Below are 25,129 nucleotides of genomic sequence, written 5' to 3' on the forward strand. Positions count from 1 at the left end.
AGCGGCCCGAATGGCGCGCCTTCGCGGCCCGCGCCGGCGCCTTCGCCCGGGAGGCGGCGGACCTGTCGCGGCGCCAGGCGTCCGCGACCAGCGCGGTCGAGGGCGCCGCGACCCGCGTCCGCGCCGCCGCGGAGCGCCTCGCCCTGGTCCCGGCCGAGACCGTCCTCGCCCCCCTCGCCCGGTCGCTGCGCGAGACCGCCCGGGAGCAGGGCCGCGAGGTCGATCTCGAATTGCGGGGCCTCGACCTGCCGGTGGAGCGCGGCACGCTGCAGGCGCTGAAGGATCCGCTGCTCCACGCCCTGCGCAACGCCCTCAGCCACGGCTGGCAGGCGCCGGAGGTGCGGCGCGCGGCCGGCAAGCCGGAGGCCCTGGGGCTGGGGCTGGAGGTCGCGGTGCGCGGTTCCCGCCTGCAGGTCACCGTGTTCGACGACGGGCCCGGCCCGGACCTCGCGCGGATCGAGGCGGCGGCCCGCGAGCGCGGCCTCCTCGCCCCCGCCTCCGCCGCCGACCCCGACACCCTGCTCCGCCTCGTCTTCGAGCCCGGCTTCTCCACCGCCGAGGCGGTCGACACCCTGTCGGGGCGCGGCTACGGCCTCTCGGTCGCCGCGGACGCCGCCCGCCAGCTCATGGGCAGCGTCCGCCTGGAGCCGCGCGACCCGTCCGGCACCGCCCTGATCTTCACCCTGCCGCTCTCGGCGGCCCGGCGCAGCCTGCTCCTGGTCGAGGCGGCCGGCCGCAGCTACGCGCTCCCCGGGGGCGCCGTGGAGCGCCTCCTGCGCCTGCGGCGCGGCGCGCTGCCGGTCGCCATGGGCCGGACGATCGTGCGCCTCGGCGACGGGGACGCCGCGACGAACCACCCGGCGACGGACCTCGCCGCGATCCTCGGTCAGGTCGCGGATCCGGCCGATCCCGCCACGCTGACCGCCGTGGTGCTGCGGACCGGCGGCGGCCGTCTGGTCCTGGCGGTCGACCGCCTGCACGACGTCCGCCCGTTCCTGGTTCTACCCGCGCCGGATTTCGGCGCCGATCCGGGGCTGATCGCCGGCACGGCGGTGCTGCACGGGGACGTGCCGGTGCTCGTCCTCGACCCCGAGGGGCTCGCGGCGCGCGCCCTGGCCGGGATGTCGGGCGGTTCGCTCGGAACGATGGCGCCGGCGCCACGTTCGACGACTCACGCCTCGCCGGGCGCGTCCGCGCGCGCGACGATCCTGGTCGTCGACGATTCGATCACAACCCGGACTCTGGAGAAGGGAATCTTGGAAGCCGCCGGCTACCGCGTGGTCGTCTGCGTCGACGGGCAGGACGCCCTCGACCGGCTGCGCGCCGAGATCGAGCCCGTGAACCTCGTGCTCGCAGACGTGGAGATGCCGCGCCTCGACGGGTTCGGACTCCTCAAGGCGCTGCGGGCCGACGAGCGCTTCGCCCGGCTTCCGACGATCCTGATGACCTCACGCGGGGACGCCGCCGACGTCGCCCGGGGCCTGGATCTCGGCGCCGACGCCTACCTGACCAAGCAGAAGTTCGACCAGCGCCAGCTGCTGGATACGATCGGGCAGCTCCTATGACCCCCGTCCGTGTGATGCTCGTGGAGGACAGCCTCGTGGTGCGCGAGCTGCTGCGCCACATCGTCTCCCGCGATCCCCGCCTCGAAATCGTGGCCGCGGTCGCTTCCGGCGAGGAAGCCCTCGACAGGCTCCGGACCGTGCGGCCGGACGTGATCTCGATGGATATCCGCCTGCCGGGGATCGACGGCCTGGAGACGACCCGCCGGATCATGGCCGAGCACCCGACCCCGATCGTCGTGGTGGCGGATTCGGTCGAGGATTCCTCGCTGCGCATCTCGATGAACGCGCTGCGGGCCGGGGCCCTGTCGGTGGTCGAGAAGCCCGTGGCCACGACCCATGCCGGCTACGAGGGCGTCGCCGGCGAGATCTGCACGCAGCTGCGGATCATGGCCCAGGTGCCGGTCATCCGCCGCCGCCCGATCGGCACCGAGTGGGCCGGTCGCAGCGTCGCCGCACCCCAGGCGGCGCCCGCCGAACTGACCGGGCAGGCCCCGAGTCTCCTGGGCATCGCCGCCTCGACGGGCGGTCCCCCGGCGCTGGCGCGGGTGATCGGCGCCCTGCCCAAGGATTTCCCGCTGCCGGTGCTGGTCGTCCAGCACATGGGCGCGGCCTTCATGGACGGCTTCGCCAGCTGGCTCGACAGCGTCGTGACCCTCCCGGTCTCCCTCGCCCAGGACGGCGAGCGCGCCGAACCCGGTCGGGTCTACGTGGCCCCGGGTGATCGCCACCTGGAGATCGGTGCCGCCCGGATCCTGCGGGTAATCGATTCGGCGCCGGTCTCGGGCCAGCGCCCGGCCGCCACCGTGCTGTTCCGGTCCATGGCCCGCCAGTCCGGCGCGTCCGGCATCGGCGTGCTGCTGACCGGCATGGGCGAGGACGGGGCCCTCGGCCTCGCCGACATGCACAAGGCCGGCGCCCAGACCGTCGCCGAGCACGAGAGCACCGCCGTCGTCTACGGCATGCCGGCGGCGGCCGTGCGGCTCGGGGCCGCCCGCGCCGTCCTCCCCCTGGACCGCGTCGCCGACCACGTCCTGCGCTTGGTGGACGCGGGAGCGCGACCGTGAGCGAGGCCGGCACGGCGGAGGTGCCGGCCCGGATCCTGCTGGTCGAGGATTCGGAGACGCAGGCCCTGGAGCTGCGCCTGCTGCTGGAGGCGCACGGCTTCGCGGTGGAGCGCTGCGCCTCTGCCGAGACCGCCCTCGATCATCTCAACCGCAGCCAGCCCGACCTCGTGGTGGCCGATTATCACCTTCCGGGCATGAACGGCGACGAGCTGATCCGGCAGATGCGCCTGTCGCTGCGCACCCGGGCCCTGCCCGTCCTGATGCTGACGGGGGGCAGCGGCGGCGAGCGCCAGGGTCTGGAGAGCGGCGCCGACGCCTACCTGCCGAAATCCGCCGACCGCGACCTGATGATCCTGCGCATCCGCGCCCTGCTGCGCGAGCGCCGGCCGACGACCGACGGCGAGGGGCCGGGCGCGGCCGCGTTCCGGCGCGGGCGAGTCCTGGTGATCGACGGCAGCGCGACCTACCGGACATTCCTGGCCGGCGTGATGGGCCAGGACGGACACCAGGTGGCGAGCGTCGACGGGCCGGAGGCGGCCCTGGCCGCCCTGGACGCGGCCGCCGGCGACGAGGCCTTCGACTGCGTGACCGTCGATCTCCTGGGCCACGCCTACGACGGCCTCGCCCTGTGCCGGGCGATCAGCCAGCGGCGCTCAGGCCAGGCGGCCGGCGCGGGCTTCCACCTCGTCGGCATCGCCGGCAGCGATCCGGCCAAGGACTTCCTGGTCGAGGCCTACGCGGCCGGCGCCGACGACGTCGTCTCGAAGACCGACGCCGAGGTGCTGGCGCTGCGGGTCCGCGGCTTCGTCCGGCGGCGGCTCCTGGAGGAGGACGACCGGCGCATCGCCGGCCAGTTCGGCGAGCGCGAGCGGGCGGTGGAGCGCGCCCGCGCGGAGGCCGAGGCGGCCGAGGCCCGGGCGCGCCTCGCCGATGCCCTGGAACGGGCCAACCGCGACCTCGCCGACGCCAACCGCCAGCTCACCGAGGCGCAGTCCAAGCTCGTCCAGGCCGCCAAGATGGCCTCGCTCGGCGAGCTGGTGGCCGGGATCGCCCACGAGATCAACAACCCGCTCGCCTTCATCCTGGCCCACCAGGGCACGGTCGAGCGCCTGCTCGGCGAGTTGCCGGACGCCGCCCCGGAGGCCGCCGCCCGCGCCATCGAAAAGGCCCGGCAGCGGGTCGGCTCGATGCGCATGGGGCTGACCCGGATCCAGGATCTCGTCCTGAACCTCCGCAAGTTCTCGCGCCTGGACGAGGGTGAGCGCGCCCTGGTCAACGTGCCGGAGGCGATCGAGACGGTGCTCGCGCTGATCCAGCACAAGCTCGGCGAGCGCATCGCCGTGGAGCGCAGCTTCGCCGGCCGCGCCGAGATCCACTGCACCCCGGCGCTGCTCAACCAGGTGGTGATGAACATCCTGGGCAACGCCGCCGACGCCATGCCGGAGGGCGGCACCATCCGGATCATCACGCAGTCGAATCCCGAAATCGACGAGATTCGCATCAGCGATACGGGGCCAGGCATCCCGGATACGCTGCGGGAGAAGATCTTCGAGCCGTTCTTCACGACGAAGCCGGTCGGATCCGGTACGGGCCTGGGTCTTGCGATTGCCTACAGCGTCGTTCAAGCGCATAGCGGCTCGCTCACCGTGGAGACGGCCCCGGGTGGGGGAGCCTGCTTCGTGATCGGGATTCCGCGGCAGGCGGCCAGTGCATGAGTGACGGTACGGCAGGTGTAGGGACGATCCTGGCCGTCGACGACGAGCCGGACATCCTGATCGCCCTGGAGGACCTGTTCGAGGATTCCTATCGGGTTCTGACGACCTCGCGCCCGGCCGAGGCGCTGGAGATCCTGCGCGCCGAGCCCGACATCGCCGTGGTGCTCTCGGATCAGCGGATGCCGGGCCTCACCGGCGACGCGCTCCTCGCCGAGGCCCGCACCTTCCACGACGCGCAGGCGATCCTGCTGACCGGCTACGCCGACATCACCGCGGTGATCGCCGCCCTCAACCGCGGCGGCATCGTCGGCTACGTGACCAAGCCCTGGGATGCCGGGCTGCTCCGCTCCACCGTCCGGCAGGCCTTCGAGCGCCACCGCCTCGGCCGGGACCTCGCCACCGAGCGGGCGCTGCTGCGCGGCCTCCTCGACCATGCCCAGGACGCGATCAGCTTCAAGGACGCGGACGGCCGGTTCGTGCGTCTGAACGGCCGCAAGGCCGCCCTCCTCGGCCACGACGTCGCCGCCAGCCTCGGGCGGCGCGAGGGCGATCTCCTCGGCCCGAAGGCGGAAGCGGTGACGGCGGCGGACGCGGCGGCGATCCGGTCCGGCGCCGTGGCCGAGAACCTCATCAGCGACGGCCCGACCGGCGCCGAGCACTGGAGCCACGTGACGCGGGTGCCGATCCGCGACGCGGGCGGGGCGATCAGCCACCTCGCGACGATCGAGCGCGACGTGACCGAGCAGCGAACCCTCGAGGCGCGCCTGCGCCAGTCGGACAAGATGCAGGCGCTGGGCACCCTCGCGGGCGGCATCGCGCACGACTTCAACAACCTGCTGACCGCCATCCTCGGCAGCCTCGAACTCGCCGGCCCGAAGGTCGCCGACCAGCCGCGGGTCCAGCGCCTGATCGAGAACGCCCGGGGCGCCGCCGAGCGCGGGGCGTCCCTGACCAAGCGCCTCCTGAGCTTCAGCCGCGCCCACGACCTCCAGGCGCGCGCCGTTGACGTGAACACCCTGATCGCCGGGATGAGCGACCTGTTCGGCCGCAGCCTCGGCGGCCTCGTCACGGTCCGGACCGACCTCGCGGACGGTCTGCCGGCAGTCCAGGTCGATCCGGACCAGCTCGAACTCGCGGTGCTCAACCTCTGCATCAACGCCCGGGATGCCATGCCGGACGGGGGCGCGATCACGGTCGCGACGCGCCGGCTCGCGATCAGCGGCGACCCCGAGATCGCCGACGGCACCTATCTGGGCATCAGCGTCACCGACGAGGGCACCGGCATCCCGGAGGAGATCCTGCGCCGGGTCTGCGAGCCGTTCTTCACCACCAAGGCCGTCGGCCAGGGCACGGGGCTCGGCCTCGCCATGGTGTTCGGCCTCGCGCAGCAATCCAAGGGCCGGCTGGTGATCGACAGCGTGGTCGGCCGGGGCACCCGCGTGGAACTCGCCCTCCCCTTCGCCGATCAGGCGCCAGAACAGGCGCCCGAGGCTTCCGGTTCGGTCCCGGTCGCCGGGCGGCGGGCCCACGTCCTGATCGTCGACGACGATTCGCAGGTGCGCCACGTGACGGCCTCGTTCCTCACCGGCTTCGGTCACAGCACCACGGAGGCCAGCGACGGCGAGGCCGCGCTCCGGCTCCTCGCGGCGGACCGCTACGACATCGTCGTCGCTGACCTCGCCATGCCCGGCATGAGCGGCATCGAACTGGCCGCCGAGATCCGCGAGCGGGATCCGCGCCTGCCGGTGCTGATTCTCACCGGGCACGCCGAGGCGATGCAGATCCCCGAGGACCTGCCGGTGCTCACGAAGCCGTTCCGCTCAGCCGATCTCGCGGCCCGGGTCGCCTCACTGCTCGACGGCGGGGCCGGACCCGTCAGCTGACGGGGCTTGCAACGGGGCTTGCAACCGATCGATTGCCGGCTCATTCTCTGTCCGTGGGGCTCGGAGGCCCCGGGTTACGAAGAGGAGGTGGACCATGAGCAATCACGGCATCTTCCCGCGCCGCAGGCGTGACAACGACTTGGACCAGGACGGTCCACCGGACGAGTTCCGGCAGGGATAGGGGTTTTCGGAGCGCGGCGCGGTCGAGTTCCCGCCCTGTCTGAGACGGGCCGCGAGCGCGAGCTCCCGCGACGATCCGAGACGTGGACCCTGCTTCAGACCCGTCGGCGCGAGCCGGCGGGTTTTTTGTCATCCGCGCATCGTCGTCGCGCCCGCAGCGAAGTGGCCCGGCAACATGCGATGACTTCGATCGCTTCGCCGCGCCCGCGATGAGACGGGGGCGAAACGCGAGAAGCCGCCCCGGAGGATCCGGGACGGCTTCTCACAGACCCGACGCGTCGGGACGCTCCGTGCCCGATCAGGCGGCTTCGGCGACCTGGCTCGGACCGGAATCCTTGCCGCGGGCCTCGACGTCGCGGTCGACGAACTCGATCACCGCCAGCGGGGCGTTGTCGCCCTGGCGGAAGCCGGCCTTCATGATCCGGCAGTAGCCGCCCGGACGGCCCTTGTAGCGCGGGCCGAGCACGGTGAAGAGCTTCTTGACCATATCGGCGTCGCGCAGCTGCGCCATGGCGAGGCGGCGGGTGTGGACGCTGTCGATGCGGCCCAGCGTGATCAGCTTCTCGACGACCGGACGCAGGTCCTTCGCCTTCGGCAGGGTGGTGATGATCTGCTCGTGCTTGATCAGCGCGGCGGACATGTTGGCGAACATCGCCTTGCGATGCTCGGCGGTGCGGTTGAAACGGCGGCCGCGATAGGCGTGACGCATGGTGCTGGCTTCCTTCTCGTCTCGGCCGCCGTGCCACGGTACGGCCGGGTGCCCCATTGGGGCTGTTGCTCTCCGCTTGACCCCGCGGCGGGATTGGCTGGGACCTCGCGTCGGCTCGGCGAAGTCCCGGGTCTGAGCCGGCCAAACAAGCGGCGCCGTGTGGCGCCGCCCAGTTCAGCCCGAGGCGGCTTCGCCGCTCAGTAGTGCTCCTCGAAGCGCTTGGCGAGGTCCTCGATGTTCTCCGGCGGCCAGCCGGGGATGTCCATGCCGAGGTGCAGGCCCATACCGGCGAGCACTTCCTTGATCTCGTTGAGCGACTTGCGGCCGAAATTCGGGGTCCGCAGCATCTCGCCCTCGGACTTCTGGATCAGGTCGCCGATGTAGACGATGTTGTCGTTCTTCAGGCAGTTCGCCGAGCGGACCGACAGCTCCAGCTCGTCGACCTTCTTGAGCAGCGCCGGGTTGAAGGGCAGCTGCGGCGCGAGCGGCGCGGCCTCTTCCTTGCGCGGATCCTCGAAGTTCACGAAGACCTGCAGCTGGTCCTGGATGATGCGCGCCGCGTAGGCGAGCGCATCCTCCGGGGAGACCGCGCCGTTGGTCTCGACCGTCATGGTCAGCTTGTCCTTGTCGAGATCCTGGCCCTCGCGGGTGGTCTCGACGCGGTAGCTGACCTTGGTGACCGGCGAGAACAGCGAGTCGACCGGGATCAGGCCGATCGGCGCGTCCTCGGGGCGGTTGCGCTCGGCCGGGACGTAGCCCTTGCCGGTGGCGACCGTGAACTCCATGCGGATCTCGGCGCCGTCGTCGAGGGTGCAGATCACGAGGTCGGGGTTCAGGATCTGGATGTCGCCGACGGTGCCGATGTCACCGGCGGTGACGAGGCCCGGGCCGGTCTTGCGCAGGGTCATGCGCTTCGGCGCGTCCGTCTGCGAGCGGATCGCGATGGTCTTGATGTTGAGGACGATGTCGGTGACGTCCTCGCGCACGCCCGGGATCGACGAGAACTCGTGCAGCACGCCGTCGATCTGCACCGAGGTCACGGCCGCGCCCTGGAGCGACGACAGGAGCACGCGGCGCAGGGCGTTGCCCAGCGTCGTGCCGAAGCCGCGCTCGAGCGGCTCGGCGACGACCGTGGCGACCCGCTTGGGGTCGTCACCGGTCGTGACCTGCAGCTTGTTCGGCTTGATCAGTTCCTGCCAATTCTTCTGAATGACCACGATCCTACCTCTCGTCCTTGCCCGGGATCCGCGACGCCCGTCCCCGCGCTTCGGCCGTCCGGCGCAGCCCCCTGGCGCCCCGAACGGTCCCTGAAATCCGTATCCGCCGTTACTCGCCGCCGACCCACAGCACCGGCACGAAGCTGTAGCCAGCCCCGTCCCGATCCACGTAGCCGAGCGCCGGGAATTCGAGGTGGCCGCCGGCGATGAGCGTCCGCTCGCGCGCCACCTCGTCCAGGATCCGCTTGCGCGTCTCCCGCGCCTGGTCGCCGTCGACGTCGAAGCCGACGCCGGCCTCCGGGTTCTTGAACTGGATCGCCGGCAGGTGCACCACGTCGGTCCACATCAGCAGCGACTGTCCACCGGAGACGATGCGGAAACCGCAATGGCCCGGCGTGTGGCCGGGCAGAGGGACCGCCGTGATCCCCGGGAGGACCTCGCCGCCCCCGTGCTCGCGCACCTTGCCGGCGTAGGGCGCCAGGGATTTGCGGGCGCCCTCGAAGTAGGGCTTCGCAGCCTCCGGCGCCTTGGCCAGGGCCTCGTCCGGGAGCCAGTGCGCCGCCTCGTCGGCGTGCAGCACGATCTCGGCGTTCGGGTAGCGCGCCGCGCCGTCCTTCACGAGACCGCCGACATGGTCGGGGTGCAGGTGGCTGACGAGCACCGTGCCGATGTCCTCGGGCTCGACGCCGGTGAGCGCGAGCGCCGCGCCGGCGCGACCCAGGGTCGGTGCCGGCGCGAGGTCGCCGTAGCCCGTGTCGATCAGGGTCGGCTTGAGGCCGGGACCCGTGATCAGGAAGGCGTTCAGCGTGATCTTCGGCTGCTCGGTGCGGAAGCCCGCGACCTGGAGCCGCCCGGCCTCCTCCTTGGAGATGCCCGTGACGAGATCGAGGCTGGCCTGAAACCAGCCGTCGTTGAGCGCGGTGACCGTGAGGTCCCCGAGGTTCCAACGCAGCACGCCCGGAAGCGGCTTCGATCCCGTCATGAGCTTCTCCGTCAAAAGGCTTCGCTGGTCTCGGATCAGACGCGGCGGCGCTTGCGCGGCCGGCAGCCGTTGTGCGGGATCGAGGTGACGTCGCGGATCGAGGTCACCGTGAAGCCCGCCGCCTGGAGGGCGCGCAGCGCCGACTCGCGGCCCGAACCCGGACCCGACACCTCGACCTCGAGGGTGCGCATGCCGTGCTCGGCCGCCTTGCGGCCGGCATCCTCGGCGGCGACCTGGGCGGCGTACGGGGTCGACTTGCGCGAGCCCTTGAAGCCCATCGCGCCGGCGGACGACCACGAGATCGTGTTGCCCTGCGCGTCCGTGATGGTGATCATCGTGTTGTTGAACGAGGCGTTCACGTGGGCGACGCCCGACACGATGTTCTTGCGCTCGCGGCGGCGGACGCGTTGCGGTTCCTTGGCCATTCTGGTCTCACTCTTCCTTCAGGCACGCCCGTAACACCAGGCGCTCGGGATTCTTCTTGGGACTTGGCCGGAGCACCCGTGTCGGGCGGTCGAGCCGGCGCCGGACCCGCTGCGGGACACTTGGCGCGACGGGAAAGAGGCCGAGCGGAGCACGGCCTCTCAGTTCCAAAAAATTACTTCTTCTTGCCGGCGATCGGCTTCGCCTTGCCCTTGCGGGTGCGGGCGTTGGTGTGGGTGCGCTGGCCGCGGACCGGCAGCTGCTTGCGGTGACGCAGGCCGCGGTAGGCGCCGAGATCCATCAGGCGCTTGATGTTCATGGAGACTTCGCGGCGCAGGTCACCCTCGACGAGGTAGTCCCGGTCGATCGTCTCGCGGATCGACAGAACCTCGGCGTCGGTCAGCTGGTTGACGCGACGCTCGGCGGGGATGTTCACCTTCTGGGTGATCTCCTCGGCCTTCTTGGCGCCGATGCCGTGAATGTACTGGAGCGCGATGACGACGCGCTTGTTGGTCGGGATGTTGACGCCTGCGATACGGGCCACGATCACTCTCCATGTGAGGCCCGGGGATCCGGGCCGGTGTCGCGCGCGTCCGGTGGAGGCCGGCCCCTGCGCACGTGAAACGACGACGCGGCCCGCGGGCGGCCCTGGACAGGGCACCTCGGACCATCGTTCGGTTGGACGAAGGAGGGCCTGCTAGCGCGCGGGCGGCCCGATGTCAACGACGTCTCGACCCGTCTCTGTCCCGCCCCGCGCCCGAAGCGGGCCTTACTGGAAACACCGAGGAGCGGAAATGGCAGTGGTGACGAGCGACGGCGCGACGCTGCGGTCCTTCGCCGACTCGGTGCTGCGCGCCGCGGAGGAGACTCTGGAGGAGGTCATGCCGGTGACGCTGGCCGTGATCGGCGGCGTCCTCGCCGAGGCGGAACCCGGTTCAGTCGCCCTCCAGGGCGCGGATGACGGGCCGCCCCTGCTCTGGGCGACCTTCGCCGGGCGCCGCATGGTGTTCCGCTACAACACGATGACGGCGATGATCGAACTGCGCGACGGCACCGCGGAGGGCTACCCGTTCCGCCTCTTCGGCCACCGGTCGCTGCAGATGGACATCGTCAACTTCTTCGGAAGCCTCCGCCGCGAAGGGCGGATCTGAGCGACGGTCCCGGGCGAAGTGCCGGTACCCGGGACCGTGCCGACCCGCGCGACGTCTCAGCGGAAGCCCTGGTTCCGCAGCCGGCAATACCCGCCCATGGACTGGTAGCCTGCCGGGCAGCGGCGGACGCAGGTCCCCGCCGCGTACTTGAGCGGCGGCCGGCAGGCGTGCCGGAATCGCTTCTGGCCGTACACGAAGGACTGCGCCGGGCTCTGCGCGAAGGCCGGCATTGGCGGGACGGCCACCGCGAGCAGCAGGGACGCGGCGGCGAGAAGGCGGACAGTCATGGCGTCTCCGATCGTGGATCCGCCCCATAACCCGCCGAGATACCGCCGGGTTCACGGGCGCGCTTCACCAATCGGTCAACGCGCCGCGATCGCGTCAGGAGGCGACGCGCTCCTCGTGCGGCTCCAGCACCGCCATCAGGTCGGCGGTGACCTTGTCGATCGGCTGCATGCCGTCGATGGTCTCCAGCATGCCCTTCTGCGCGTAGTAGGCCGAGAGGGGCGCGGTCTGGGCGCGGTAGGCCTCGAGCCGCTGCTTGAACACCTCGGGGGTGTCGTCCTTCCGCACGGCCTGGCCGCGGGCCAGGGTCTCGGCGGCGCGCTTCTCGATGCGGCCGACCAGGGCGTTCTCGTCGACCTTCAGCTCGACGACCGCGGAGAGGCTCATCCCCTTGCCGGCGAGCATCTCGCCGAGGGCCTCGGCCTGCGCGACCGTGCGCGGGAAGCCGTCGAGGATGAAGCCGCGGCGGGCATCCGGCTCCTCGATCCGGTCGGCGACGATGCCGACCACGATCCGGTCGGAGACGAGGCCGCCGGATTCCATCACGGCCTTGGCCTCGAGGCCGACGGGCGTGCCGGCCGCCACTGCGGCGCGCAGCATGTCGCCGGTGGAGAGCTGCGGGATGCCGAAGCGCTGTACGATCCGCTCGGATTGCGTCCCCTTCCCCGCACCGGGCGGACCGAGCAGAATGATGCGCATGGCGTTGTCCTCGTTCGGCCCACTCTCTCAGTGGGCACAAGCCGTGGTGGCGAAGCCTCCCTGGCATCGCCGGGTTCGGGGTTTTCTAGCCGGTCCGGGCCGGTAAGGCATCCAGACCTTTGGGCCAGAGGCGGGCGCGTGCTTAGGGTCGGCCCGCCTCTGTAGCAGGCTCAGCGCCGCCGTTGCGTGGTCGAGGCGCCACGCAGCTTGGCCTTCTTCACCAGGCCCTCGTACTGATGGGCCATCAGGTGGCCGTGGATCTGCGCGACCGTATCCATCGTGACCGAGACCACGATCAGCAGGGAGGTTCCGCCGAAGCCGAGGCTGGCGGCCGCGTAGGACGACAGGATCTCCGGGCAGAGGCACACGAGGGTCAGGTACAGGGCGCCGATCACCGTGATGCGGGTCAGCACCTTGTCGATGAAGGCCGCGGTGCGCTCGCCCGGGCGGATGCCCGGGATGAAGCCGCCATGCTTCTTCAGGTTGTCGGCCGTCTCCTGCGGATTGAAGACCACCGCGGTGTAGAAGAACGTGAAGAAGATGATCAGCGCCGCGTACAGCACCATGAACAGCGGCGTGCCGTGGCCGAGATAGGCCGTGACCGTGCCGAGCCACCCGGTGGCGCCGCCGTTGGCCGAGAAGCTCGCGGCGGTCGCCGGCAGCAGCAGCAGCGACGAGGCGAAGATCGGCGGGATCACGCCCGAGGTGTTGAGCTTGAGCGGCAGGAACGAGGTCTGGCCCTCGTACATCCGGTTGCCGACCTGGCGCTTCGGGTAGTTGATCAGCAGCCGGCGCTGGGCTCGCTCCATGAACACGATGAAGTAGACGAGCGCCACGGCCGCGACGCCGACGCCCAGGATGATCGCCGGCGACAGGGCGCCGGTCCGGCCGAGCTCCAGCGCGCCCGCGATCGCCACCGGCAGGTGGGCCACGATGCCGGCGAAGATGATCAGCGACGAGCCGTTGCCGATGCCGCGCGAGGTGATCTGCTCGCCGAGCCACATCAGGAACAGGGTGCCGCCCGTGAGCGTGATCACCGTCGAGGCCAGGAAGAACGGGCCCGGGTCGATCGCGGCCGAGGAACTCTGCAGGCCGATGGCGATGCCCCAGGACTGAACCAGCGCCAGCACCACCGTGAGGTAGCGGGTGTACTGGTTGATGACCTTGCGGCCGGACTCGCCCTCCTTCTTCAGCGCTTCCAGGCTCGGGATCACCGAGGTCAGGAGCTGCACGATGATCGAGGCCGAGATGTAGGGCATGATGTTCAGGGCGAAGATCGCCATGCGCTCCACAGCGCCGCCCGAGAACATGTTGAACAGGCCGAGCACGCCGCCCGCCTGCTGCTGGAAGTTCCGAGCGAACTGCTCCGGGTCGATGCCGGGGATCGGGATGTACGTGCCCAGCCGGAACACCACGAGGGCGCCGAGCGTGAACCAGATGCGCTTCTTCAGCTCATCGGCCTTGGCGATCGCACCGAAATTGAGATTGGCGGCAAGCTGCTCGGCGGCTGAGGCCATAAGCGTCGCGTCCTGGAAGTGTCGCCGGGCGACCGGCACCCGGATGAAATGAAAACGGCGGCCCGCGTGGTCGCAGGGCCGCCGCTCGAAGGATCGGCTTAAAGGGTGCGCGGAGCCCGTGCAACGGGTCCCGCGGTCGCCCCGTCGCGTCCGTCAGGCCGTGGCCGCCTCGCTGCCGCCGCGGGTGGAGGCACCCTGGGCGTAGACGGTGCTGACCGAGCCGCCGGCCTTCTCGACCGCCTCGACGGCGGACTTGGAGGCGCGGGTGACCTCGAAGCTGAGCTTCGCGGTGAGCTCACCGACGCCGAGCAGCTTCACGCCGTCACGGGGACGGGCGATGATGCCGGCGGCGACGAGGCTCTCCACCGTGACGGTGGCGGCCTTGTCGAGCTTGCCCGCGTCGACGGCCTCCTGGATCCGGCCGAGGTTCACCTCGTTCAGGTCCTGGGCATAGAGGTTGTTGAAGCCGCGCTTCGGCAGGCGACGATGCAGCGGCATCTGACCGCCCTCGAAGCCCTTGATGGACACGCCGGTCCGGGCCTTCTGACCCTTCACGCCGCGGCCCGCGGTCTTGCCCTTGCCGGAGCCGATGCCCCGACCCACGCGCATCCGGTTCTTGGTTGCGCCGGGGTTGTCGCTGATCTCGTTGAGCTTCATCGGGACCTCCTCACGCCACGTCGCCGTGGACGCGCACGAGGTGCGCAACCTTGCGGATCATGCCGCGCACGGAGGGGGTATCCTCCAGCTCGGACACGCGGTGGAGCTTGTTGAGCTTGAGGCCGATCAGCGTCTGGCGCTGGCTGGCCTCGCGGCGGATCGGCGAGCCGATCTGCTCGATGCGGACGGTCTTCTGTGCCATCGGACCCTCCCTCACGCGACCGCGGCTTCGGACTGGTCGGCCGGATCGGCATCGCGGCGACGCGACTGGAGCGTCGACACCTTGATGCCGCGGCGGGCCGCCACGGAGCGCGGGCTGTCCTCGTTCTTAAGCGCCTCGAAGGTGGCGCGCACGAGGTTGTAGGGGTTCGACGAACCCAGCGACTTGGCGACCACGTCCTGCATGCCGAGCGTCTCGAACACGGCGCGCATCGGGCCGCCGGCGATGATGCCGGTGCCCTGCGGGGCCGCGCGGAGGATCACCTTGCCGGCGCCGTGGCGGCCGTTGACGTCGTGGTGCAGGGTCCGGCCCTCGCGAAGCGAGACGCGGATCAGGCCGCGCTTGGCCGCCTCGGTCGCCTTGCGGATGGCCTCCGGCACCTCGCGGGCCTTGCCGTGGCCGAAGCCGACGCGGCCCTTCTGGTCGCCGACGACGACGAGGGCCGCGAAGCCGAAGCGACGGCCGCCCTTCACCACCTTGGCGACGCGGTTGATGTGGACGAGCTTGTCCACGAACTCGCTGTCGCGCTCCTCGCGATCCTCGCGGCGGCCGCGGCCCCCGCCTTCACGTTCACGTGCCATGTTGTCTACCTGTCCATCTCACTGACGCGGCCGGCGGGGCCGCTCGCTCGATCGGGTTTCGGATCTGCCGGGCGGAGAGGATCCGCCCGGCCCGCCGTCGTGACTCAGAACTCCAGGCCGCCCTCGCGGGCGGCCTCGGCCACGGCCTTGACGCGGCCGTGGTAGATGTAGCCGGAGCGGTCGAAGATCACCTTCGTGACGCCCGCGGCCTTGGCGCGCTCGGCGACGAGCTTGCCCACCGCGGTCGCGGCGGCGACGTCGGCGCCGGTCTTGAGTTCGCCCTTGAGGGCCTTGTCGATCGACGAGGCCGAGGCCAGCGTCTTGCCGGCGACGTCGTCGATGACCTGCACGTAGATCTGCTTCGACGAGCGGAACACCGAGAGCCGCGGGCGGCCGTTGGCGGCGGCCCGCAGCGCGCGGCGGACGCGCGCCTTGCGGCGATCGAGGGCTTCGAGCTTGCGAGACATGATGCCCTCCTTACTTCTTCTTGCCTTCCTTGCGGAAGATGAACTCGCCCGCGTACTTCACGCCCTTGCCCTTGTAGGGCTCGGGTCCGCGGTATTCGCGGATCTCGGCGGCGACCTGACCGACCTGCTGGCGGTTGATCCCGGAGATCGTGATCTCGGTGGGCTTCGGGGTTGCGATCGTGATCCCCGCGGGGATCGCGTACTCGATGTCGTGGCTGTAGCCGAGCGACAGCTTGAGCGCCTTGCCGGCCATCGCGGCGCGGTAGCCGACGCCGGTGATCTCGAGCTTCTTCTCGAAGCCCTTCGACACGCCCTCGGCGATGTTGGCGATCTGCGCCCGCGACGTGCCCCACAGGGAGCGCGCCGGCTTGGACTGGTTGACGGGCTGCACCTCGATGGCGCCGTCCTTCATCGCGACGTTGACGAGGGCGGGAACGACGAACGACAGCTCGCCCTTCGATCCCTTCATCTTCACCGTCTGACCGGTGACCGTGGCGGTAACGCCGGCCGGCACGGGGACCGGCTTCTTGCCTACGCGAGACATGGGATAACCTCCTCCGTCCCGATCAGAACACGGTGCAGAGCACTTCACCGCCGACGTTGCGCTCGCGCGCCTCGTGGTCGGCCATGACGCCCTGCGGGGTGGAGACGATGGTGACGCCGAGGCCGTCGGCCACGTGCGGCAGCTCGCCGACCGACGAGTAGACCCGGCGGCCCGGCTTCGACACGCGCTTGATCTCGCGGATCACCGGGCGCCCGTCGTAGTACTTGAGCTCGATGGCGAACTCGGTGCGGCCGTTGCCGAGGTCGGTCGCCGCGTAGTCGCGGATGTAGCCCTCGGACTTCAGCACGTCGAGGACGCTGGCGCGCAGGCGCGAGCCGGGCGTCTGGACGACGTTGCGACGGCGCAGCTGGCCGTTGCGGATGCGGGTGAGCATGTCGCCCACGGGATCGTTGACCATGGGGACCTCCTTACCAGCTCGACTTGACCAGGCCGGGGATCAGGCCCCGGTTGCCAAGCTCGCGCAGCGCCACGCGCGAGATGCCCATCTTGCGGTAGTAGGCGCGCGGACGGCCGGTCATGCCGCAACGGTTGCGGATGCGGGTGGCCGACGAGTTGCGCGGCAGTTCCGCGAGCTTGAGGCGCGCCTCGAAGCGCTCCTCCATCTCGAGGGCGTCGTTGTTGGCGATCTCGAGGAGCGCCTTCCGCTTGGCCGCGAAGCGCTTCACCAGCGCCTTGCGGGCCTCATTCTTCTCGACTGAGCTTTTCTTCGACATGTCGTCTATCTCCGGTGTCCGCGTCTGAGACCCGAGGGCCTCACTGCCGGAACGGGAACTTGAAGGCGGCGAGCAGCGCCTTGGCCTCGGCATCGGTCTTGGCGGTGGTCGCCACGACGATGTCCATGCCCCACATCTGCTCGGCCTTGTCGTAGGAGATCTCCGGGAACACGAGGTGCTCCTTGAGACCCAGGGCGTAGTTGCCGCGGCCGTCGAACGAGCGCGGGTTCAGGCCGCGGAAGTCACGCACGCGCGGCAGCGCGATGGTGATCAGCCGGTCCATGAACTCGTACATGCGCTGCTTGCGCAGGGTCACCTTGCAGCCGATCGGCATGCCCTCGCGGACCTTGAAGGTCGCGATGGCCTTGCGGGCCTTGGTGATGACCGGCTTCTGGCCGGCGATCAGGGCGAGGTCGCCCGCCGCCACCGAGGCCTTCTTCGAGTCCGCGGTGGACTCGCCGACGCCCATGTTGATCACGATCTTCGTGATCTGCGGCACTTCCATGGGGTTCTTGTAGCCGAACTCTTCGATCAGCTTCTGGCGAACCACCTCGTCGTAGTGCTTGCGCAGGCGCGGGGTGTAGGCGTTCTTGTCGGCCTCAGCCATCGATCTGATCCCCCGTGGTCTTGGCGAACCGGACCTTGCGCCCGTCTTCGAGGATGCGGAAACCCACGCGGGTCGGCTTGCCGTTGGCGTCCGCGACCGCGATGTTCGAGAGCTGGATGGCGGCCTCCTTGGAGATGATGCCGCCTTCCTGGTTCTGGGTCTGCTTCTGGTGCTTCTTCACCAGGTTGATGCCGCGCACGAAGGCCCGGCCTTCCTTCGGCAGAACCTGGATCACCTCGCCCGACCGGCCCGAGTCGCGGCCGGTGAGCACGACGACCTTGTCGCCCTTCTTGATCTTGGCGGCCATCACAGCACCTCCGGAGCCAGGGAGATGATCTTCATGTGGTTGCGGGCGCGGAGTTCGCGCGGCACCGGTCCGAAGATACGGGTGCCGATCGGCTCCTTCTGATTGTTGATCAGGACCGCGGCGTTCTTGTCGAAGCGGATCACCGAACCGTCGGCGCGCTTCACGTCCTTGGCCGTGCGGACGACGACCGCCTTCATGACGTCGCCCTTCTTGACGCGACCGCGCGGGATCGCCTCCTTGACGGAGACGACGATCACGTCGCCCACGCCGGCATACTTGCGCTTCGACCCGCCGAGAACCTTGATGCACATCACACGGCGTGCACCCGAGTTGTCGGCAACGTCCAGATTCGTCTGCATCTGGATCACGTGCGTGACTCCTTGTTTCAGGCGGGTTTCCGCACGCGGACGGTATTGCCCGGCGGACGACGCCTGATGGGGACCTGACGCCCCCGGCTCATGTGTTCGACCGCGCTGACGGTGTTTGAGACACCGGCGCGGTCACCGCGTTCACGGGGTGCGAGCACCCATCGGAAATGTCGCGAAGGCCGGGCGCATACTACGGGCAGCCGGTGATGGCAAGCGGAGCCGCGGGAAATCGTCGCCGCCGCATAGGGGGGGGGCGATCCGGTTTCGGGGCTCGCCGGCGGGGCCGCGCGCGGCGTCATCGCGGCGTCATCGCGGCGTCGGCCGGTTCGGCGGTGCGGCCGCGGAAGGCCGGCCCCGACGTGCGACGACCGGCACGCCTGTCGGCGCACCGGTCGGTGGTCGTGCAGCGATCGGGATCGATCAGATCGGCTGGCCGGCCGTCTCGAACAGGAAGCCGTCGAGGCTCGGGATGGTCACCGAAGCCCCGCTCGCGGGCTTCGACAGGCGCCAGGGTCGCTCCGACCGGGCGCGAATCGCCTCCGACGGTCGGAGCCGGCGCATCAGGCCGTCCTCGCCCACCTCCTCGATCGCCAGGAAGCCGTAGACCTGCAGCCGCGAGGCGGTGAGCTTGAGCCCGCGATCCTCCGCGGCGACGACCATGCTGCCGGTGGCGTAGACCGCGTCCAGCAGGGAGCGCTGCTCGCTGCGACGCCGGTTGCGCGCCTCCCTCTCGCCGGGGGCCTGGGGGGGGATCGGCCGCCGGAACGGAACGACGTTGCTGACCGCGACGCAACCCATACGCAACACCCTCGACGCGAACCTGCGGCGGCGACCTGGCCGCCCGATGAGCGCGACATTTCGATGGATCGCTTTAATTCTCCGTAGACCGTGCCGGCGCGCGCCTGCCCCGATCCGGTACGCCTTGCACGTGTGCTCGGGTGAATCGGTCGTGTCGCGCGGGCGGGCCTGGGCACATCGGACCCCCGGCCCGCCGTTCCGTCACTCGGCGCGATGCGCCGGTGCCTTGCCGGGCCTCGTCACCCGGGAGGCCAACCCGTCCAGGGACACGCAGAGGGCCGCGTAGACGCCGCCGACGAAGAGGAAGATCTCGGCCGGGTAGACCATGGCGCGGTTGTTCACCTGCGCCGCTACGAAGGCGAGTTCGGGCACACCGATCACGTAGGCGAGCGACGTGTCCTTGATGAGCGCGGTCCACTGGTTGACGAAGGACGGCGCCATGGTCCGCAGCGCCTGCGGCAGGACGACGAACCGCAGGGCGCCCCAGCGGCCGAGGCCGAGCGCCAGGCCGGCCTCCCACTGGCCGCGGCCGACGCTCGCGATGCCCGCTGCGACCCCGTGGGACAGGTAAGCGCCCCCGACGAGCGACAGCGCCGCCGCGACCGTCCCGATCTCGGGGACCGACACGCCGAGCAGGACCGGCAGCAGGAAGTAGGTCCAGAAGATCAGCATCACGACCGGCACGGCGCGGAGGAAGCCGAGCGCGGCGGTGAGCGCTGCCCGGGCCGCGCCCGCGCTCATGGCGAGGGCGATGCCGAGGACGAGCCCGAGCGCGGCCGAGGCCAGACCGGACAAGCCGGAGAGAATCAGCGTCAGGGCCAGCCCGCCGACCGGCCCGTCGGGCCACGCCCCGACCAGCAGGTAGCCGAGATTGTCGGTGATGACCGATGGATTCATCGATGCCTGCCCGCAGGGCGGGCGCGGCGGCCGTGGATCTGCCCGGCCGCCTCCACCGCGGCCGCGGCGCCGAAATAGAGCAGCGTCGCGATGCCGAAGGCCTGGAAGGTCTCGAAGGTCTCGGTCTCGACCTGCCGGGACGCGTAGGACAGCTCCGCGAGGCCGATCGTCATGGTCAGCGACGTGTTCTTGAGCGTGTTGAGGTACTGGCCGACGATCTGCAGCCAGGCGACCCGCAGGGCCTGGGGCAGCACGATGTGGCGGAACGCCTGAGCGGGCGTGAGGCCGAGGGCGAGGGCCGCCTCGCGCTGTGTGGGCCGGACGGCCTCGATGCCGGCGCGGACTTCCTCGGCGATGTAGGCCCCCGCGTACAGGGTGAGCCCGCAGAACCCGGCGAGGCTCTCGTAGGCGGGCCAGCGCAGGGCGCCGAGCCCCAGGTCCAGGACGTGCGGCGCGTTGAGCCAGACCGTCACGCTCTGCGGCAGTGCGGCGGCCACCGCGAAGTACCAGACGAAGAGCTGCACCAGCAGCGGCGTGTTGCGGACGATAAGGACGGAGCCGGTGACGACGCCGCGTCCCGCGGGGCCGCCCGCCACCCGGAGCCCGCACGCCGCGAGGCCCAAGGCCGTGCCGGCGAGACAGGCGGCTGCCGACAGGGTCAGGGTCACGCCGAATCCCTGCAGCAGCCAGACGAGGTAGCGCGGCGCGAGCGGTTCGCCGAACAGGGAGGCCATCGCGGCCGGTCCGTCCCGGTCAGCCGCGGTCCCCGATCCGGAACAGGCGCGGCAGCGGCTGCTCGGTCTCGGGCCCGAACCAGTGGTCGTAGATCGCCGCCGCCCTGCCGCTCGCCTCCAGGCCGCGCAGGGTCTCATTCACGAAGTCCCGCAGGCGCGTCTCGCCTTTCGGGATGCCGACGCCGATGTCGTCGTTGGAGATGCTGAAGGCGGGAATCTCGTAATTCTGCCGGTCAGGGACCTTGGCGAGCAGTCCGACGAGCTTCGGTCCGTCCTGCGTGATCGCCTGGACATTGCCGTTGCGCAGGGCCGTAAACGCGAAGGGCGTGTCGTCGAAGGCGACCACAACCGCCTTCGGGAAGTCGCGGCGCAGGACGATCTCGTTGGTCGTGCCCCTGTCGGCGCCGATCCGGAGCCCGTTCAGCTGCTCGGGCGACGACAGCGTGCCCTTCCGCGCCAGGAACTGCTGTCCCGAGGCGAAGTACGGGATGCTGAAATCGAGCTGCTTCGCCCGCTCCTCGGTGATCGTGAAATTCGCCAGGACCAGATCGACCTTGCCGGAGATGAGCAGCGGGATCCGATTCGCCGGGTTGGTCGGCCGGACCTCCAGCTTGACGCCGAGCGTGTCGGCGAGGGCCTGCGCGTAGTCGATGTCGAGTCCGGTGATCCGCTTCGTTGCCGGATCGACGAAGCCGAACGGTGGGTTGCTGTCGAAGGTGGCGACACGGAGGACGCCGGCCCGTCTGATCTCGTCCAGACGGTCTGCTCGGGCGGCCCCGACAGACAGGAGGGTCGCGAGGGCGATGGCGAGGAGGCGGTGCACACGTAGCTCCATCGGATGGTTCGATGTCCGTACAGAGAGAAAGACTCGGCACCGATCGCGAGAGTTCGATCGATCCGGCGTATTGGCGGAGTTCTTCCCCGATTTTGTCTGGCATCAACTCACCGATCACGCTCCGACAGAGCCGATCGTGAAAGATGAGTCGATGCGCGCCTCATTCTCACCTTCGGATCGGCGCGGGATCAACGGAGAAAGATTTTGTTTTGTCGGCGATCTGCAGCACAGGCCGTCATGGAAGGCGGCCGCCGCGGCGCGGATCTTCTCGTCGCACCGGCGCCGGCGCGGCGCCCGAAGCGCCGCGGTCGTCCACCCCGGCCCGCGGGCCGACGCGCGCCCTCTATCTTTCTCGGCCTCGCCGACCTGCGGTCCCGAGGACCGAGCGCGCCCTTGACCGATCCTTAACCACCGCCGCGATGCAGTTTTCTGCCGCGAACGCATTGACCTGCGGGGCAACCGCGTCTAGAAGCGCGCCACTTCGGACGGCCATCGGCTGCCGACGGCCCTTGGGTGCCACCCCGGAAGCCGCCGCGAACGCCCCGAGCGCTCCGAGGGTTCAAATCGCCTGACGCTGTAAGTCAGATCCGTAGGTACGAGCGCGTTCGTTTCGGGCGTGCTCCTCTGCCCACACCGCGCCGAGGGTCCGTGACAGGCCCTCCGGCGCATATTCGTTTTGCGGACTGCCCTGTGCAGTTCGGACTAGGTGACCGAGGAAGAGGGCACAGGATGCCGACGATCAACCAGCTGATCGCCCAGCCGCGGAAGATCCAGCGGAGCCGCAACAAGGTTCCGGCGCTCGACGCTTGCCCGCAGAAGCGCGGCGTCTGCACCCGCGTTTACACGACGACCCCGAAGAAGCCGAACTCGGCCCTCCGGAAGGTCGCCAAGGTGCGCCTCACCAACGGTTTCGAGGTGATCGGCTACATCCCGGGCGAGGGCCACAACCTTCAGGAGCACTCCGTGGTGATGATCCGCGGCGGCCGCGTGAAGGATCTTCCGGGCGTGCGCTACCACATCCTGCGCGGCGTGCTCGACACGCAGGGCGTGAAGAACCGCAAGCAGCGCCGGTCGAAGTACGGCGCCAAGCGGCCGAAGTAAGTCGGACGCCCGGATATTTCCCGGGCGCCGGAACGCGTTTCCACGGCCTCGCAAGGATGTCGCCGGCCTCAGGGCTGAGGCGGCCTGCGCGGGGCGCTTAAGATCTTTTCGTTCGAGAGTCTCAGAAGATGTCCCGTCGTCACTCTGCCGAGAAGCGTGAGATCATCCCGGACCCGAAGTACGGGGACGTGGTGCTGACGAAGTTCATGAACTCCATCATGTACGAGGGCAAGAAGTCGACCGCCGAGCGGATCGTCTACGGTGCCTTCGACATCGTCGAGAACCGCGCCCGCGCCAACCCGATCGAGGTGTTCCGGGCCGCGCTCGACAACGTCGCCCCGATGATCGAGGTCCGGTCCCGCCGCGTCGGCGGCGCGACCTACCAGGTCCCCGTCGAGGTCCGCACCGAGCGCCGTCAGGCCCTCGCGATCCGCTGGCTGATCCAGGCCGCCCGCTCGCGCAACGACCGCACCATGGTCGAGCGCCTCTCGGCGGAGCTGCTCGACGCCGCCAACAACCGCGGCAACGCCGTCAAGAAGCGCGAAGACACGCACCGGATGGCGGAAGCCAACCGCGCCTTCTCGCACTACCGCTGGTAAGCGGTTCCGCCGTCTCTCAGGAGCAATTCGATGCCCCGCACGCACGCGATCGAGGACTACCGCAACTTCGGCATCATGGCCCACATCGATGCCGGCAAGACCACGACGACCGAGCGGATCCTCTACTACACCGGAAAGTCCCACAAGATCGGCGAGGTCCATGAGGGCGCCGCCACCATGGACTGGATGGCGCAGGAGCAGGAGCGTGGCATCACGATCACCTCGGCTGCGACGACCTGCTTCTGGCGCGACAAGCGCCTGAACATCATCGACACCCCCGGCCACGTCGACTTCACCATCGAGGTGGAGCGCTCGCTCCGCGTGCTCGACGGCGCCGTGTGCGTGCTCGACGGCAACCAGGGCGTCGAGCCGCAGACCGAGACCGTGTGGCGCCAGGCCGACAAGTACGACGTGCCGCGCGTCGTGTTCGTCAACAAGATGGACAAGATCGGCGCCGACTTCTTCAAGTGCGTCGCCGACATCATCGACCGCGTCGCCGGCAAGCCCGTCTGCCTGCAGCTGCCGATCGGTGCCGAGTCGAGCTTCCAGGGCGTGATCGACCTCATCAAGATGAAGGCGATCGTGTGGTCGGGTGAGGCGCTCGGCGCCAACTTCGACGAGACCGAGATCCCGGCCGAGCTCAAGGATCAGGCCGTCGAGTACCGCACCAAGCTGGTCGAGGCCTGCGTCGAACTCGACGACGACGCCATGGCCGCCTACCTTGACGGCAACGAGCCGGACGAGGCGACCATGCGCACCCTGGTGCGCAAGGCCGTCCAGCTGCGCGCCTTCCACCCGGTGCTCTGCGGCTCGGCGTTCAAGAACAAGGGCGTGCAGCCGCTCCTCGACGCCGTCGTGGACTACCTGCCCTCCCCGGCCGATCGCGGCGAGATCAAGGGCATCGACTTCAAGACCGAGGAAGAGACCGTCCGCCACCCGTCGGATTCGGATCCCTTCTCCATGCTCGCCTTCAAGATCATGGACGATCCCCACGTCGGCACGATCACCTTCTGCCGCGTGTACTCGGGCAAGGTCGAGACCGGCGCCAACGTGCTGAACTCGTCGCGCGACAAGAAGGAGCGCGTCGGCCGCATGCTCCTGATGCACGCCAACAACCGTGAGGACATCAAGGAGGCCTTCGCGGGCGACATCGTCGCGCTGGCCGGCCTCAAGGACACCCGCACGGGCGACACCCTCTGCGACCCGCAGAAGGCCGTGATCCTCGAGAAGATGGAGTTCCCCGAGCCCGTCATCGAGATCGCCGTCGAGCCGAAGTCGAAGGCCGACCAGGAGAAGCTCGGCATCGCGCTCTCGAAGCTCGCCGCCGAGGACCCGTCCTTCCGCGTGTCCACCGACCAGGAGTCGGGCCAGACCATCCTCAAGGGGATGGGCGAGCTCCACCTGGACATCAAGGTCGACATCCTGCGCCGCACCTACAAGGTCGACGCGAATATCGGCCAGCCGCAGGTCGCCTACCGCGAGAAGCTGACCCGCCGTCAGGAGATCGACTACACGCACAAGAAGCAGACCGGCGGTACCGGTCAGTTCGCCCGCGTGAAGTTCGTCGTCGAGCCGAACGAGCCGGGCGCCGGCTTCTCGTTCGAGTCGAAGATCGTCGGCGGCGCGGTGCCCAAGGAGTACATCCCGGGCGTCGAGAAGGGCCTCAACTCGGTTCTGGGCGCGGGCGTGCTCGCCGGCTTCCCGGTCGTCGACGTGAAGGTCGAGCTGGTCGACGGTGCGTACCACGACGTCGACTCGTCGGCGCTGGCCTTCGAGATCGCCTCCCGCGCGGCCTTCCGCGAGGCCCTGCAGAAGGGCGGCTCGGTCCTGCTCGAGCCGGTGATGAAGGTCGAGGTCGTCTCGCCGGAAGAGTACACCGGCTCGGTCATCGGCGACCTGAACGCCCGCCGCGGCCAGATCCAGGGCCAGGACATGCGCGGCAACGCCAACGTCATCAACGCGATGGTGCCGCTGGCGAACATGTTCGGCTACGTGAACCAGCTGCGCTCCTTCTCGCAGGGCCGCGCCAACTTCACGATGCAGTTCGACCACTACGAAGAGGTGCCGCGCGGCGAGGCCGACAAGGTCATCGCCAAGTACGCCTGAGGCTCACGCCTAGGCATCTCTTCTTCCGCAACGCGAATTCGAATTTAGGAGGCTCTGATGGGCAAGGAAAAGTTCTCCCGCACCAAGCCGCACTGCAACATTGGCACGATCGGCCACGTTGACCACGGCAAGACGTCTCTGACGGCGGCGATCACGAAGGTTCTGGCCGAGACGGGCGGGGCGA

31 protein-coding genes are annotated in these 25,129 nt (G+C 69.8%); 9 read left to right on the plus strand and 22 right to left on the minus strand.

Annotation, left to right across the window (positions count from 1 at the left end):
- The 4 genes from ACLBXO_RS29390 to ACLBXO_RS29405 form a co-directional block, all read left to right on the plus strand.
- A partial coding sequence (locus ACLBXO_RS29390) for a response regulator (protein WP_447687620.1) occupies positions 1 to 1,565 on the plus strand: 1,565 nt, incomplete at its 5' end.
- On the plus strand, positions 1,562 to 2,629 hold the full coding sequence (cheB, locus tag ACLBXO_RS29395; RefSeq protein WP_447687621.1) for a chemotaxis-specific protein-glutamate methyltransferase CheB: 1,068 nt from the start codon (positions 1,562 to 1,564) through the stop codon (positions 2,627 to 2,629). The genes ACLBXO_RS29390 and cheB, both read left to right, overlap by 4 nt.
- Positions 2,626 to 4,344 (plus strand): response regulator, encoded by a 1,719-nt coding sequence (locus ACLBXO_RS29400; RefSeq protein WP_447687622.1) that lies wholly within the window; start codon positions 2,626 to 2,628, stop codon positions 4,342 to 4,344. Before cheB ends, ACLBXO_RS29400 begins: the two co-directional genes overlap by 4 nt.
- The gene (locus ACLBXO_RS29405) at positions 4,341 to 6,227 is read left to right on the plus strand and encodes a response regulator (protein ID WP_447687623.1); all 1,887 of its coding nucleotides are present in this window, start codon (positions 4,341 to 4,343) and stop codon (positions 6,225 to 6,227) included. Before ACLBXO_RS29400 ends, ACLBXO_RS29405 begins: the two co-directional genes overlap by 4 nt.
- 478 nt (positions 6,228 to 6,705) lie before the next feature.
- Here the strand turns inward: ACLBXO_RS29405 and rplQ are convergent, their stop codons facing one another.
- From rplQ to rpsM, 5 genes are all read right to left on the minus strand, one after another.
- Entirely contained in the window at positions 6,706 to 7,116 is a 411-nt protein-coding gene (gene rplQ, locus ACLBXO_RS29410; RefSeq protein WP_331318537.1) for a 50S ribosomal protein L17, read from the minus strand.
- 197 nt (positions 7,117 to 7,313) lie between these two features.
- Positions 7,314 to 8,333: a DNA-directed RNA polymerase subunit alpha gene (locus ACLBXO_RS29415; RefSeq protein ID WP_010686165.1), complete on the minus strand. Its 1,020-nt coding sequence runs from the start codon at positions 8,331 to 8,333 to the stop codon at positions 7,314 to 7,316.
- A 109-nt stretch (positions 8,334 to 8,442) separates the two neighbouring features.
- Positions 8,443 to 9,315, minus strand: a complete 873-nt coding sequence (locus ACLBXO_RS29420; protein WP_447687624.1) for an MBL fold metallo-hydrolase — start codon at positions 9,313 to 9,315, stop codon at positions 8,443 to 8,445.
- Positions 9,316 to 9,350: 35 nt separating this feature from the next.
- Complete coding sequence (gene rpsK / locus ACLBXO_RS29425) at positions 9,351 to 9,740, minus strand: 30S ribosomal protein S11 (protein ID WP_010686167.1); 390 nt, start codon at positions 9,738 to 9,740, stop codon at positions 9,351 to 9,353.
- Positions 9,741 to 9,913: 173 nt separating this feature from the next.
- Positions 9,914 to 10,282, minus strand: coding sequence for a 30S ribosomal protein S13 (rpsM, locus tag ACLBXO_RS29430; protein WP_010686168.1), 369 nt, complete (start codon positions 10,280 to 10,282; stop codon positions 9,914 to 9,916).
- A 250-nt stretch (positions 10,283 to 10,532) separates the two neighbouring features.
- Between rpsM and ACLBXO_RS29435 the strand changes: the two genes are divergently transcribed.
- The gene (locus tag ACLBXO_RS29435) at positions 10,533 to 10,889 is read left to right on the plus strand and encodes a hypothetical protein (RefSeq protein WP_331318535.1); all 357 of its coding nucleotides are present in this window, start codon (positions 10,533 to 10,535) and stop codon (positions 10,887 to 10,889) included.
- Between the two features lie 56 nt (positions 10,890 to 10,945).
- Here the strand turns inward: ACLBXO_RS29435 and ACLBXO_RS29440 are convergent, their stop codons facing one another.
- From ACLBXO_RS29440 to ACLBXO_RS29520, 17 genes are all read right to left on the minus strand, one after another.
- Positions 10,946 to 11,176, minus strand: a complete 231-nt coding sequence (locus ACLBXO_RS29440; RefSeq protein WP_447687625.1) for a hypothetical protein — start codon at positions 11,174 to 11,176, stop codon at positions 10,946 to 10,948.
- A 94-nt stretch (positions 11,177 to 11,270) separates the two neighbouring features.
- Positions 11,271 to 11,873, minus strand: coding sequence for an adenylate kinase (locus tag ACLBXO_RS29445; protein ID WP_447687626.1), 603 nt, complete (start codon positions 11,871 to 11,873; stop codon positions 11,271 to 11,273).
- Between the two features lie 170 nt (positions 11,874 to 12,043).
- Positions 12,044 to 13,390: a preprotein translocase subunit SecY gene (gene secY, locus ACLBXO_RS29450; RefSeq protein ID WP_210034108.1), complete on the minus strand. Its 1,347-nt coding sequence runs from the start codon at positions 13,388 to 13,390 to the stop codon at positions 12,044 to 12,046.
- Positions 13,391 to 13,543: 153 nt separating this feature from the next.
- Positions 13,544 to 14,047, minus strand: a complete 504-nt coding sequence (rplO, locus tag ACLBXO_RS29455; RefSeq protein ID WP_020096281.1) for a 50S ribosomal protein L15 — start codon at positions 14,045 to 14,047, stop codon at positions 13,544 to 13,546.
- Positions 14,048 to 14,057: 10 nt separating this feature from the next.
- Complete coding sequence (gene rpmD / locus ACLBXO_RS29460; RefSeq protein ID WP_020096280.1) at positions 14,058 to 14,249, minus strand: 50S ribosomal protein L30; 192 nt, start codon at positions 14,247 to 14,249, stop codon at positions 14,058 to 14,060.
- An 11-nt stretch (positions 14,250 to 14,260) separates the two neighbouring features.
- Complete coding sequence (gene rpsE / locus ACLBXO_RS29465; protein WP_012319173.1) at positions 14,261 to 14,848, minus strand: 30S ribosomal protein S5; 588 nt, start codon at positions 14,846 to 14,848, stop codon at positions 14,261 to 14,263.
- Between the two features lie 104 nt (positions 14,849 to 14,952).
- Positions 14,953 to 15,315 (minus strand): 50S ribosomal protein L18, encoded by a 363-nt coding sequence (gene rplR / locus ACLBXO_RS29470; protein ID WP_012319174.1) that lies wholly within the window; start codon positions 15,313 to 15,315, stop codon positions 14,953 to 14,955.
- Positions 15,316 to 15,325: 10 nt separating this feature from the next.
- Positions 15,326 to 15,859, minus strand: coding sequence for a 50S ribosomal protein L6 (gene rplF, locus ACLBXO_RS29475; RefSeq protein WP_012319175.1), 534 nt, complete (start codon positions 15,857 to 15,859; stop codon positions 15,326 to 15,328).
- 22 nt (positions 15,860 to 15,881) lie between these two features.
- Positions 15,882 to 16,277 (minus strand): 30S ribosomal protein S8, encoded by a 396-nt coding sequence (gene rpsH / locus ACLBXO_RS29480; protein WP_010686178.1) that lies wholly within the window; start codon positions 16,275 to 16,277, stop codon positions 15,882 to 15,884.
- Positions 16,278 to 16,287: 10 nt separating this feature from the next.
- Complete coding sequence (rpsN, locus tag ACLBXO_RS29485) at positions 16,288 to 16,593, minus strand: 30S ribosomal protein S14 (protein ID WP_010686179.1); 306 nt, start codon at positions 16,591 to 16,593, stop codon at positions 16,288 to 16,290.
- Between the two features lie 40 nt (positions 16,594 to 16,633).
- Complete coding sequence (gene rplE / locus ACLBXO_RS29490) at positions 16,634 to 17,200, minus strand: 50S ribosomal protein L5 (protein ID WP_020096277.1); 567 nt, start codon at positions 17,198 to 17,200, stop codon at positions 16,634 to 16,636.
- The gene (rplX, locus tag ACLBXO_RS29495) at positions 17,193 to 17,507 is read right to left on the minus strand and encodes a 50S ribosomal protein L24 (protein ID WP_012319178.1); all 315 of its coding nucleotides are present in this window, start codon (positions 17,505 to 17,507) and stop codon (positions 17,193 to 17,195) included. Before rplX ends, rplE begins: the two co-directional genes overlap by 8 nt.
- The gene (gene rplN / locus ACLBXO_RS29500) at positions 17,507 to 17,875 is read right to left on the minus strand and encodes a 50S ribosomal protein L14 (RefSeq protein ID WP_010686182.1); all 369 of its coding nucleotides are present in this window, start codon (positions 17,873 to 17,875) and stop codon (positions 17,507 to 17,509) included. The genes rplX and rplN overlap by 1 nt, the downstream gene beginning before the upstream one ends.
- A gap of 420 nt (positions 17,876 to 18,295) precedes the next feature.
- On the minus strand, positions 18,296 to 18,673 hold the full coding sequence (locus ACLBXO_RS29505) for a hypothetical protein (RefSeq protein ID WP_447687627.1): 378 nt from the start codon (positions 18,671 to 18,673) through the stop codon (positions 18,296 to 18,298).
- A 201-nt stretch (positions 18,674 to 18,874) separates the two neighbouring features.
- Positions 18,875 to 19,570: an amino acid ABC transporter permease gene (locus ACLBXO_RS29510; protein WP_331318530.1), complete on the minus strand. Its 696-nt coding sequence runs from the start codon at positions 19,568 to 19,570 to the stop codon at positions 18,875 to 18,877.
- A complete protein-coding gene (locus ACLBXO_RS29515; RefSeq protein ID WP_447687628.1) occupies positions 19,567 to 20,304 on the minus strand; it encodes an amino acid ABC transporter permease in 738 nt (245 codons plus the stop codon). The genes ACLBXO_RS29510 and ACLBXO_RS29515 overlap by 4 nt, the downstream gene beginning before the upstream one ends.
- Positions 20,305 to 20,323: 19 nt before the next feature.
- Positions 20,324 to 21,127, minus strand: a complete 804-nt coding sequence (locus tag ACLBXO_RS29520; RefSeq protein ID WP_447687629.1) for an ABC transporter substrate-binding protein — start codon at positions 21,125 to 21,127, stop codon at positions 20,324 to 20,326.
- A 741-nt stretch (positions 21,128 to 21,868) separates the two neighbouring features.
- Between ACLBXO_RS29520 and rpsL the strand changes: the two genes are divergently transcribed.
- From rpsL to ACLBXO_RS29540, 4 genes are all read left to right on the plus strand, one after another.
- Positions 21,869 to 22,240: a 30S ribosomal protein S12 gene (rpsL, locus tag ACLBXO_RS29525; RefSeq protein ID WP_007557568.1), complete on the plus strand. Its 372-nt coding sequence runs from the start codon at positions 21,869 to 21,871 to the stop codon at positions 22,238 to 22,240.
- A 128-nt stretch (positions 22,241 to 22,368) separates the two neighbouring features.
- Positions 22,369 to 22,839, plus strand: coding sequence for a 30S ribosomal protein S7 (rpsG, locus tag ACLBXO_RS29530; RefSeq protein WP_012319183.1), 471 nt, complete (start codon positions 22,369 to 22,371; stop codon positions 22,837 to 22,839).
- A 30-nt stretch (positions 22,840 to 22,869) separates the two neighbouring features.
- A complete protein-coding gene (gene fusA / locus ACLBXO_RS29535; protein ID WP_331318524.1) occupies positions 22,870 to 24,945 on the plus strand; it encodes an elongation factor G in 2,076 nt (691 codons plus the stop codon).
- 57 nt (positions 24,946 to 25,002) lie between these two features.
- The coding region (locus tag ACLBXO_RS29540; RefSeq protein WP_244498717.1) for a GTP-binding protein at positions 25,003 to 25,129 on the plus strand (127 nt) is incomplete at its 3' end.

The organism is Methylobacterium sp. C33D (assembly GCF_053345825.1).